The organism is Allobosea sp. 05T422_2 (genome assembly GCF_056396265.1).
This window is the reverse complement of sequence record NZ_JBFTLD010000515.1, coordinates 1-1,320: the sequence shown is the minus strand read 5'-3', so window position 1 is coordinate 1,320 and position 1,320 is coordinate 1. Positions and strand designations below refer to the sequence as shown.

The window sequence follows — 1,320 nt, the reverse complement described above, 5'->3', positions numbered from 1 at the left end:
TGAACCGCCCCGGGTTTAGTGGAGGCTCCAATTCTTGAGAGAATGGAGCCCATGAGCAAGCAAACCAAGTTTTCCCCCGAGGTCCGAGAGAGAGCCGTACGCCTGGTTCAAGAGCAACGCAGCGAGCATCCGTCGCTGTGGGCGGCAGTCGAATCCATCGCACCGATGATCGGTTGCACGAGCCAGACGCTGTTGGGGTGGATCAAACAAGAGCAAGTCGACAGCGGCGAGCGCGATGGAGTGACCACGTCGGAGCGTGAGCGCCTCAAAGCGCTGGAGCGTGAGGTAAAGGAGTTGCGCCGCGCCAACGAGATCCTGAAGCTGGCGAGCGCGTTTTTCGCCCAGGCGGAGCTCGACCGCCGTTTGAAGTCCTGAAGGCCTTTGTCGATCTGCATCGCGACGCCTTCGGGGTCGAGCCGATCTGCAAGGTCTTGCAGATTGCTCCGTCGGGCTATCGGCGCCATGCTGCGCAGCTTCGCGAACCATCGCGGCGCTCTGCGCGAGCCAAACGCGATGAGTGGCTACGGCCCGAGATCAAGCGAGTCTGGCAGGCCAACATGCAGGTCTACGGGGCTGACAAGGTTTGGAAGCAGATGAACCGGGAAGGCATCGCGGTGGCGCGCTGTACGGTCGAGAGGCTGATGAAGCAGCAGAGTTTGCGCGGCGTAATTCGCGGCAAGCGGGTTCGCACGACGACTCCAGATGCGAAAGCAGTGCGCCCGCCGGACCTGGTCAACCGTCAGTTCAGGGCCCAGCGACCGAACCAGCTCTGGGTTTCGGACTTCACCTACGTTTCGACGTGGCAGGGCTGGCTGTACGTGGCCTTCGTGATCGACGTGTTCGCACGGCGCATCGTCGGCTGGCGGGTCAGCTCGTCGATGACTACGGACTTCGTTCTGGATGCACTTGAACAGGCGCTTTACGCTCGCCAGCCTGGCAACGATGGTTCTCTCATCCACCACTCCGACAGGGGTTCGCAGTACGTCAGCATTCGCTATAGCGAGCGCTTGGCGGAGGCGGCGATCGAACCGTCGGTTGGCAGCCGTGGCGACAGCTATGACAACGCCTTGGCCGAGACGATCAACGGCCTCTACAAGGCGGAACTGATCCATCGTCGTACTGCCTGGAAGACGCGTGAATCCGTTGAGCTGGCCACGCTGGAATGGGTAGCCTGGTTCAATCACCACCGGCTGATGGAACCCCTTGGCTATATCCCGCCCGCCGAAGCTGAGGCAAACTACTATCAGCAGCTTCAAATGCCTGCCGCTGAAACGCTATTAACTTAAACCAACCAGCCTCCACGGTACCCGGGGCGGTTCA

General features: G+C 61.0%; 1 protein-coding gene and 1 other annotated feature. The gene reads left to right on the top strand.

Going from position 1 to position 1,320, the window contains the following annotated elements; all coding sequences use genetic code 11:
* Positions 1–51 precede the first annotated feature (51 nt).
* Positions 52–1,286, top strand: a protein-coding gene (locus AC1DJT_RS36730) for an IS3 family transposase (protein ID WP_441624655.1) whose coding sequence is annotated in 2 segments (ribosomal slippage) — positions 52–340 and positions 340–1,286 — 1,236 coding nt in all. Because the reading frame shifts where the segments join, the coding sequence is not laid out codon by codon here.
* Positions 330–446 (top strand) — a sequence feature (AL1L pseudoknot). (Overlaps the previous gene by 117 nt.)
* Positions 1,287–1,320 lie beyond the last annotated feature (34 nt).